The organism is Nocardiopsis chromatogenes YIM 90109, from assembly GCF_000341185.1.
In the GTDB taxonomy this organism is placed as follows: Bacteria; Actinomycetota; Actinomycetes; order Streptosporangiales; family Streptosporangiaceae; genus Nocardiopsis_A; species Nocardiopsis_A chromatogenes.
Map to the genome: position 1 here is coordinate 1 of NZ_ANBH01000291.1, position 8956 is coordinate 8956.

At 73.4% G+C, this 8956-nt stretch carries 6 protein-coding genes and 1 pseudogene; 3 read left to right on the forward strand and 4 right to left on the reverse strand.

All coding sequences use genetic code 11. The features are described from left to right. Positions 1-92: 92 nt before the first annotated feature. Entirely contained in the window at positions 93-2345 is a 2253-nt protein-coding gene (locus tag D476_RS0126280; RefSeq protein ID WP_017626883.1) for a WD40 repeat domain-containing serine/threonine protein kinase, read from the reverse strand. A 137-nt stretch (positions 2346-2482) separates the two neighbouring features. After that, entirely contained in the window at positions 2483-3049 is a 567-nt protein-coding gene (locus tag D476_RS35795; RefSeq protein WP_160167454.1) for a class I SAM-dependent methyltransferase, read from the reverse strand. A 768-nt stretch (positions 3050-3817) separates the two neighbouring features. Between D476_RS35795 and D476_RS0126290 the strand changes: the two genes are divergently transcribed. Then, complete coding sequence (locus tag D476_RS0126290) at positions 3818-4486, forward strand: DUF4360 domain-containing protein (RefSeq protein WP_017626885.1); 669 nt, start codon at positions 3818-3820, stop codon at positions 4484-4486. A 94-nt stretch (positions 4487-4580) separates the two neighbouring features. Here D476_RS0126290 and D476_RS0126295 read toward each other — a convergent pair whose 3' ends face one another. Then, the gene (locus D476_RS0126295) at positions 4581-5396 is read right to left on the reverse strand and encodes a GH12 family glycosyl hydrolase domain-containing protein (protein ID WP_017626886.1); all 816 of its coding nucleotides are present in this window, start codon (positions 5394-5396) and stop codon (positions 4581-4583) included. Between the two features lie 317 nt (positions 5397-5713). Between D476_RS0126295 and D476_RS0126300 the strand changes: the two genes are divergently transcribed. Further along, positions 5714-6355 carry a CAP family protein gene (locus D476_RS0126300; RefSeq protein ID WP_017626887.1) on the forward strand — a complete coding sequence of 214 codons (642 nt, stop codon included), beginning with the start codon at positions 5714-5716 and terminating at the stop codon, positions 6353-6355. 811 nt (positions 6356-7166) lie between these two features. Here D476_RS0126300 and D476_RS0126310 read toward each other — a convergent pair. Continuing rightward, a complete protein-coding gene (locus tag D476_RS0126310) occupies positions 7167-7835 on the reverse strand; it encodes a hypothetical protein (RefSeq protein WP_017626889.1) in 669 nt (222 codons plus the stop codon). 324 nt (positions 7836-8159) lie between these two features. On the opposite strand from D476_RS0126310, the pseudogene D476_RS34665 reads away from it, so the two are divergent. After that, positions 8160-8956 (forward strand): annotated as a pseudogene (locus tag D476_RS34665) (glycosyl hydrolase); the annotation flags it as partial.

The window sequence follows — 8956 nt, forward strand, 5'->3', positions numbered from 1 at the left end:
GGCATAGTTGCACTCACCAGTTGACACCACCGGCCGCCATAAGGCCGACTTCCCCGAGATCAACGTGGGGTCGGGCCGGTCCTTTGCCGCCTCTAGCCGAAACCGCCCAGGTCGGCGGGGCCCCACCGGAGCCACCGGGTCGCGCCCTGTCCGGACTCGGGGCGGACGACCGCCACGGCGAACCCGTCCGCCGCCTGGGCCGGTGTCCGGAAGGCCGCCACCTCGGGCGCCCGGTCCGGTGCGCTCGGATGGAAGGCGGGGAACCGCCACCCCGCCCCCTCCAGCGACGACATCTCCGACCCGTCGGCGGTGCTCCACCGCCGCACCAGTCCGCCGGGCGCCTCCGAGGCCTGCGGTGAGAACGCCAGCGCCACGGTCGAGTCCCCGGTGAACGCCAGACCGTCCACGGGGCCGCTGTTCGGCGCGTACGGGAACTCCTGCAGCACGCTCTCCGTGTCCGGGTTCCACACGACGACCGCCCCGCCGGTGGTGTAGGCGAGCAGGTCCCCCTGCCCGAAGGCCACGCGGGAGGAGGCCCGGTCCCCGATCGGCTCGCGCACCGAGTAGTCGGTCTCCTCGCGGCCCGACGCCGTGTCGATCAGCGCCACCGACCGCGGGCCCGCACCGGTGACGGCGGCCAGCCGACCGCCGTCCGCGTCGAGGTCGATGTCGAAGTAGGGGTCGTCCTCGCTCAGCAGCCGCTCGCCGCCTTCGGTCCGGAAGACCTGCAGGCGCCGCCGGTCTCCCTCGGCGCCCCCGGAGACGGCGACCGTCCCGCCGTCGCCGCTCACCGTGACGACCGGCCCGTCCAACGCCTCTTCCAGCTCGATCGGCGCACGCTCCTCGCGGGCCTGAAGGTCCCAGGACAGGATCCGGTCGCCCTCGGGAGCGACCTGCACGGCGATGCGCCCGTCGTCGCTGACGTCCATCCGCCGACCGGTGCCGGAGGGGCCGACCTCGCCGTAGCCGCGGCACGCGGGCCCGCCGTCGTCCGCGCCGCCGCCCAGCCGGGCCACCTCCTCGCCCTGCTCGGTGTCGAACAGCGACAGGCCGTAGTCCGACAGCACGACCAGCTCGGGGCCGTACCCGGCCCACGCCGCCCCGTAGACCCCCACCGGCCCGCGGTCGCCCGAGCACTCCAGCTCCGCGAGCCCGTCGGCGACCGGCGCGGCGTCGGCCTCCCCGGTGTCGCCGATGACGCTGTCGGTGGGGACGCCCCCGCCCGGCGGGTCTGCGGCTCCGCCTCCGGTGGCCGGGTCGGGCGGGCCTCCGTCCAGGAGGTCCCCGGCCGAGGCCGCCAACGCTCCGACCGCCAGCATCACCACGGCGAGCACGGCCGCCCCCGCCCACGCCCAGGGCGGCACCCCGGTCCGGGCTCCCCGTGGCGATGGGGTCGGGGCCGGGTCTCCCACGGCCGCCGGCGGCTCCGGTCCCGCCCGGTCGGCCTCGGCCGCGCCGCGCGCGATCCCCTCGGCCACCCCGGCGGGCAGCAGCACGGTCCGGGCGATCTCGGCCGCGCCCGGCGGGGCGGAGGCCCCCGGGGCGGCCAGTGCGGCGCGCACCTCGTCCAGGCCGGGCCGGTCACCGGGGTCCTTCTCCAGGCAGGCGCGGACCAGCTCGGGGACGGGCCCGTCCAGCCCGTCCAGACCGGCCAGGTCGGGCTCCTCGTGCAGGGAGCGGTAGAGGATCCCCATGGGGTCGCCGCCGCCGAACGGCCTGCGCCCCGTCGCCGCGTACAGCAGCACGCCGCCGAAGGCGAAGACGTCGCTGTACGGCCCGGCGTCGCCGCCGCCGACCTGCTCCGGCGCCATGTACCCGGGGGTGCCCATGGCCTGGCCGGTCCCGGTGAGCGCGGTGGCGTCGGCGGCCCGGGCGATGCCGAAGTCGATCACCTGTGGGCCGCGCTCGGAGAGCAGCACGTTGGAGGGCTTGAGGTCGCGGTGGACCAGCCCCGCGGCGTGGATCGCGCGCAGCGCCTCGGCCAGCCCGGCGCCGAGCATCCGCAGCGGGTCCCCCCGGAACTCGCCCACCTCGCGCACGGCGCGGTCCAGGCTCAGTCCGGGAATGTACTCGGTCGCCATCCAGGGCACGGGGCCGTCGGTGCGCGCGTCGAGCACGCGCGCGGTGAACGGGCCGTGCACCCGCCCGGCGGCGGCCGCCTCGCGGCGGAAGCGCGCCCGGAACTCCTCGTCGTCGGCGTACTCGGCGCGGACGACCTTGACGGCGCTCAGTCCGCCGCCCGGGGCGCGCCCGAGGTAGACGACGCCCATCCCTCCCGCCCCGATGCGGCGCAGCAGCAGGTGGCCGCCGACCTCGCGGGGATCGTCCGGCCCCAGGTTCCGCACTCCCGACCGCCCTCTCCGTCCCGGTGCCCGTCGGGCGGCTCACGCTACCAGTCCGGTATATCCCTTCCGTCGCCCCTATTGCCCTTTGTTGTGGTGGGGCAATGGAGAAGGCCGGGGAGCGGGCGGCCGGGCGGGGCTCACCCGAGGGGGCGGAGGCGGAGTTTGCGCCAGGTCTGTACGGTCCCGCCGGAGTCGGCCTGTTCCCCCGTCCATGTCCGGTCGATGCGGAAACCGGCGTCGGCGGAGAACTCCCTCAGGCGGTCGAGCGGGTAGGAGAAGAAATGCCGACGGTGCACGGCGCTGTCGGCCATCGGTTCCACGGAATGGCCGTCGCCTTCCTTGAGCGAGATCTGCGCGAATCCGTCAGGGGTGAGAACGCGAAGGAATTCGCGCAGCGCCGCGACGAAACCCGCGGCGTCCATATGGAGGAGGACCGCCGAACACCACACGGCCCCGACGGAGGAGCCGCGCAGGGGGAGGGCGCGGACGTCGGCGGTGACCGGGCGGACCCGGGCGTGCTGCGGCCCCGCCTCCAGCAGCCCGGGGACGGCGTCGACGGCCACGACGTCGCGCCCGCCCCGCGCCATCTGGACGGCGTCGCGGCAGCACCCGGCCCCGGCGTCCAGCACGGTTCCGGAGGCGGTCCTGCAGAATTCGAGGATCTCCGTCCGCAAAGGCGAGTACGGAGTGACACCCCTGGTCATCCGCGCATACCAGTCGGCGTAGGCGGAGTACGCCCCGAGCGTCTCGGTCTGGTGCCCCGCCGCCGCGGAACGCGCATCGCCCCGGACGCTGCCGTGGAGTCGGATGGCGGCCTCCTGAAAACGGTCGAAAAACGGTAGAAGAAGGAGAAAGCGGCCAGTCCCCGTTCTTCGGGGCGCCCGATCGCCGCCGCCCGCCGTCGCCGGGCCGCACTTCGATCCCATCGCTCCATGGACGGAATGTGGCCGCTGCCGTCCGACCGGGTCAGGAAATAGTAGTTCAGCCATCACACGGAGAGCCACCGGAACCGGCAGAGAGCCCGTCGGGCGGACGGCGGTCCGGCGCGGCCGGGGGGGGGACGGGGGAGAGGGGTGTGCGTCGGCCGTCCCCTCGTCCGAATACGGGATGATTCCCTGAATTCACTGGGAAGGCGGGCTGATGCACGGGAGCGGTCCCGGTTCTGCATTCACATTCTCGGTCCCCTCGTCTGTGAAAAAGGATCATGGGCGCGGGGATTGACGCTCCGTATTCGAGTGCCTACATTCCAGAGGAAGCGTTCGTCCGGTACATCCTCCGAATCCCCTTCCCCCTACTCGGCCATGACCGGGCACCGGTGGGCACGCGCCCCTCCGGAACCGGTCGGCGGAGACGCCCCGCGTCCCCCACACGCACGGCGCTCCTACCCGTGCCGGCAGCGCCGGGCGGACGCACCGCCGGGACCGGCCCCCCGACCGGCCCCGTCCCCCATTCCCCCCGAAGGTGGTCCCCCCATGCCCAGATCCCGCCTGGCAGCCACCGCCGCGGCCTTCGCCGCGGCCCTGGCCCTGTCCGCCGCCCCGGCGGCCGCCTCCGATGCGCCCGACACCGTCGTGCCCTTCCCGCCCACCGACCCCCCGCCGCCCGGTCAGGTCGAGATCGACCTGGTCAACGCGAACGGCTCCGGCTGCGCCCCCGGCACCGCCGCCGCCTCCGTGGCCCCTGACAAGACCGCGTTCACCGTCACCTACAGCGAGTACCTCGCCCAGGCCGGAGGCGGGTCGAGCCCCATCGACAGCCGCAAGAACTGCCAGCTCGCGGTGCTGGTGAGCGTCCCGCAGGGCTACACCTACGCCATCGCCCGCGCCGAGTACCGCGGCTACGCCGACCTCGCCGACGGCGCCACGGGCACCCAGAAGGCCAGCTACTACTTCCAGGGCATGCCCCAGACGGAAGCCGTCACCCACGAGCTGCCCGGCCCGCACCAGGACAACTGGCAGTTCAACGACCGCGCCAACGTGGCGATCTACGCCCCCTGCAACGCCGAGCGCAACTTCAACATCAACACCGAGCTGCGGGTGGACGCCGGGAGCGACCCCGACCGGCTGAGCTGGATGGCGATGGACTCCACCGACGCCAGCATCACCACCACCTACGTCTTCTCCTGGAAGAAGTGCGACTGACCGGCGGCCGCCTCCCCGCGCGCCCGGCCCGCACGGGTCGGGCACGCGGGGGAAGAGAGGACGGGCGCCGCGGCCTGTGCGGCCGCCTGCGCCCCTACCCCTTCGTGACGCTGTAGGCGTTGGTCCGCAGCTCTCCCGATCCCCGGAAGACCTCGATGCCCGACTGGACACTGGACAGGTGCTGGTCCCAGGAGAGCGATCCCCTGGCGGCCAGGTGGTCCGTGAACGCGGTCAGGTCGCCGCTGTAGGAGTCGGTCCCGCTCGTGTGCACGAACGAGTGGACGTGCCAGAGGAGCCGGCCGTCGTCGCCCCTGATCTCGCCGCGGTACAGGTCCCACTGCTCGCCGCCGACGGTCACGGTGTCGATCCTCTGGCCCAGCGGTCCCGCGCCGTGGTGCGCGGACAGCCAGACCATCACCTCGTCGCTGGGGTCGTCCTCCCAGGTCGGATCGGAGACGTCGTGAACCCACATGTCATAGGCGACCGAGGCGGGGCCGTCGGTCCGGATGCCGTAGTCCCACGTGGTGTTCAGGGGCTCCTCGGTCCACAGCGGGACCGGGAGCCCGGTGTCGTCCGCGTTCCAGCCCCAGTGCCACCCGAGCACCGAGCTGACGTAGGACTTCACCTCGTAGGGCTCGCCTTCCCACTGCCACTCGGTGCGCCACCCGATGGTGTCGCCGCTCTGGTACAGGTCCTCGACGCACTGGGAGCCCGATCCGGCGTCCTGCCCCCACAAGTTGTTGTTGAGCCAGTACTTGCCCATGGGGATCGTGTCGAACGGTTCGCAGACGGCGGTGGCCGCGCGCGGGGCGGCGGCTGCGGCCGTTCCGGGGGTGAGCGCGGCGGTGGTCAGGAGCAGTGCGGCCGCCGCTCCGCCAAGGCGGGCAGGGGTGCGCGGGGTCGTGGCCATGACGGGGTTCTCCTGTTCCTAGCGGGAAGGGGGAGAAAGGGGCGGGGAGGCGAGGCGCTCAAGGGAAGCGCTTTCCTTGCCCTCGGACCGCCCTGGGGAGGCCGACTCTACGGCGAGGCGGTGCGCGCGGCAATCGCCCCCGGGGACCCTTCTTCGCCGGAAGGGGCGTCCGGCCCGGTCAGTGCGGCCGATCGGCGCGCCCAACGAATTTCATCACTCCATGTAAAGAGATGATGATTCTGGGTTAGAGTCCCGTTCGGGTGGCCGCCTGTCGGCCGCCCGGCCCCCGACGTCCTCCCGACCGCGCCAGGAGACCGATGCGTTCCCGACTCCTTCCGCTCTTCCCGCTCTTCGCCACGGCCGTCCTCGTCGGCCCCGTGACCGCCCCGGCGAACGCCGCGGATACCGCGGCCGCGACCGAGTCCGCACCCGAGTCCGCACCCGAGTCCGGCTCCGTGCGTCCGGCGTTCCCCGACAGCACCGACGACGTGTTCCTGGGTGAGGCGCTCGAAGCCGCCAACGCCCACCGCGAGCGGCACGGGGCGCCCCCGCTCGAACCCGACGGGGAGCTGAACGCCTACGCCCTCGAACGTGCCCGCGAGTTCTCCGAATACGAAGGGCTGGACGAGGGCCACCGGGGGCGGGAGCCGGGGCGCGGCGAGACCGTCTACTACTCCGCCTCGACCGACCCCGAGGCCGAACCGGGCGGCGGCGACGCCGTCGACCACTGGTACGCCGCGAACGAGGACTACGACTACGGCGACCCGGGCTTCTCCCCGGAGACCGGCCCGTTCACCCAGCTCGTGTGGAGGGCGACGACCGAGGTCGGCGCGGCGCGCGTCAGCGAACCCGTCTCGGAGCAGGACACCTGGCGCGAGCACTACGTCGTCCTCGTCTACTCACCGCCCGGCAACATGCGCGGCGAGTACGAGGAGAACGTGCTGCCCCCGGAGAGGTGAGGACCGCCCCGGGGTTCCCCGGGTCACTCCAGCGCGGCGACGGCGCGCTCGGCGACCCCGAGCAGCGTCTCCTCATCCTCGGAGAGTCCGGCCTCTCCGGAGCCGCCCCGCGCATCACCGGCCTCGTTCGCCGAGACCCGCACCAGCACGTCGTCCACACGCACCACGACCCTGCTCGACGCCGTCAGGTCGTCGTCGGAGCCGCCCCAGCGGTAATGGACCACCAGTGCCTCGTCCCCGAGGTCGGGCTCGTGGGAGTCGACCACCTGCGAGGTCCAGTACTCGTCGTCCGACTCTTCGAGCAGGTCCTCCGACTCCGAGGAGAACTCATCCTCGGCCGCCCGCGTTCCGGGGTCGAGCTCGCCGTCCTCATCGGTCGGCAGGCCGTAGGAGACGCGCAGCCACCCCAGGGTCCCGTCGGAGAAGGCGCTGTACCAGGAGCAGTCCGAGCTGTTCTCGTCGACCGATGCGTTCGGCAGCTCGGCGCCGACCCGGTCCAGCTGGTCGCGGGTCGGAACGCCGCACGGAGGCTCCGGCAGGTCCTCGTTCCGGGGAGAGGCCCCCTCCGTCGCGGACGGGGCCCTGAGGGCGAGCACGGTCCCGGCCGTCCCGGCGACCACCGCATAGGCGCCGAGGGTGATCACCGCCGTGACGGCCACGGTGCGCCCGGTCCTGCCGCGCCGCGGGGGCGGCGGGGGCTGCTGCTGCGGCGGGGCGCCNACGTTCGGTGGGCCTGTGTACACGCCCGTGCTCCTTCCGGGTCAGCCGTTGTGATCTTCGGCCGCCCCGGAGGGCGGCCGCCAGTTCGTGGTCAGCCGAACGCCGCGGCGGCGGCGTCGCCGAGAAGGTCCTCGGCATCGTCGATGTCGATCTCGTCGGCGTCCTCGGGGAAGGAGAGGACGAGTGTCCCCACGGTCTCCCCTTCGCGGACGACGACGCTCGCGCGCTGTTCCGAGCTCTCGGAGTAGGCGAGTCCGTTGTCGACGGTGGTGAGGATGAGCACGCTCTCCTCGCCGAGGTCGAGGTCCCTCTCCTCGGTCTCGGCCTCCGCCTCGTCGGGCGCGTACCGGTCCGGCTCCGAGGCCTGCTCGATCTGCAGGTCGTAGGCGGAGTCGAGGTCCCGGGGCGCCTCTTCGTCCCCGTACCGCTCCACGAGGTCGGCGTCGGACTCGTTGTAGGGGGCGATCCAGATGGCGTCCAGGGTGGCCTCTTGGCCGTCGACCTCCGCCTCCCACGTGCATCCGGTCTCGTAGTGCATCGTGCCCTGGCCGTCCGGCTCGGCGCCGAGGTCGCGGAGGACGTCCTCTCCCGGGGCGCCGCACGGATCGGCGGGCAGGCCGGGGGCGGTCTGCGGACCGGTGGTGGCGAGGCGGCCGTACGCGAACACGCCCGCCGCGGTGAGCGTGCCGGCGACGGCCAGCGTCACGGCGACGGTGATGCCGACGACCATCCCGGTGCGGGCGGGCCGGGGCGGGGGCATTGGCGGCGCGGGAGGCGGGTACGTCATTCGGTGGCCTTAGCCGGGAAACAAGGGGCGGACTGCCCACCAATGTTCGCATACGGTGATCGCGCGGTTCGTGCGGGGTAGTCGGGATGGGCGGGGATTCTGAAACGAAGGGCGTTCCTCGCCTCCGCGCCCCGTATGTGAACCCTCACCCCGCGTAACAGTTAGGAAACTATCCAGTTTTCCCGGATTGCCCTCTTCGGCGCCCCATTCGACACTCGGGGCTCGTGCAGCACATGTGGGAGCGCTCCCAAAGTTCGGTGCTCCCGCACGGACCGCATCTCCGAGGAAAGGCCGACCATGGCACGTACCCGCGACAGACGGCGTGTCCTCCGCGCCCCCGGTGCCCTCCGCGTCCCCCGACTGCGACCCGGCCCCGCGGCACTCGCCGCGCTCGTGATCGGCGGCGCCGGTCTCGCGGCGGCCGACGCGGTGCAGGACCCCTCCGGAGCCGCCCCGGCGTCCGCCGACTCCGCCGCCGTCGTCCCCGTGGGCGACGGGAGCTACACCGACGTGCGCCCCGCAGGCGAGCCCGGACCGAGCGACCAGAACGGCGACCCCGTCGAGCCCAAGGTGGCCGACGGCTTCACCGGCCCCGCCCCCACCAACGAGTGGTGGTCCTCGCTCATCTTCCAGCGCTATCCCGGCAACCCCTACGGCGAGAACCTCTTCGCCCACCCGTTCAGCTTCCGTCCGCACTCCGGCGGGCTGGAGGTGGGCTACCCGGACGAGCACCGGCTCGTGGCCGACGGGCTGAAATACGAGTACCCCCATACCGCCGACCTCACCATGGGCGCCACCGGGCTGGACGCCCCGCGCACCGAGGTCGCCGACAGCGGGGACTGGACCGTCACGGCCCAGTGGGAGGGCGGCGGCACCCTGCGCGCCACCATCGGCCAGGGCCTGCCCTTCGCCTACGCCGAGACCGAGGGGGCCGACCCCGAAGTCGCGTTCACGGGCACGCCCGAGGTGTGGCACTCCGGGGGCGGCGTGGTCGGCGCCAGCGTCGGCGGCCGCCACTACGCGCTGTTCGCCCCCTCCGGCGCCGAATGGACGCGCTCCGGCGACACCCTCACCGCGGCGGGGGCCGGCCACCC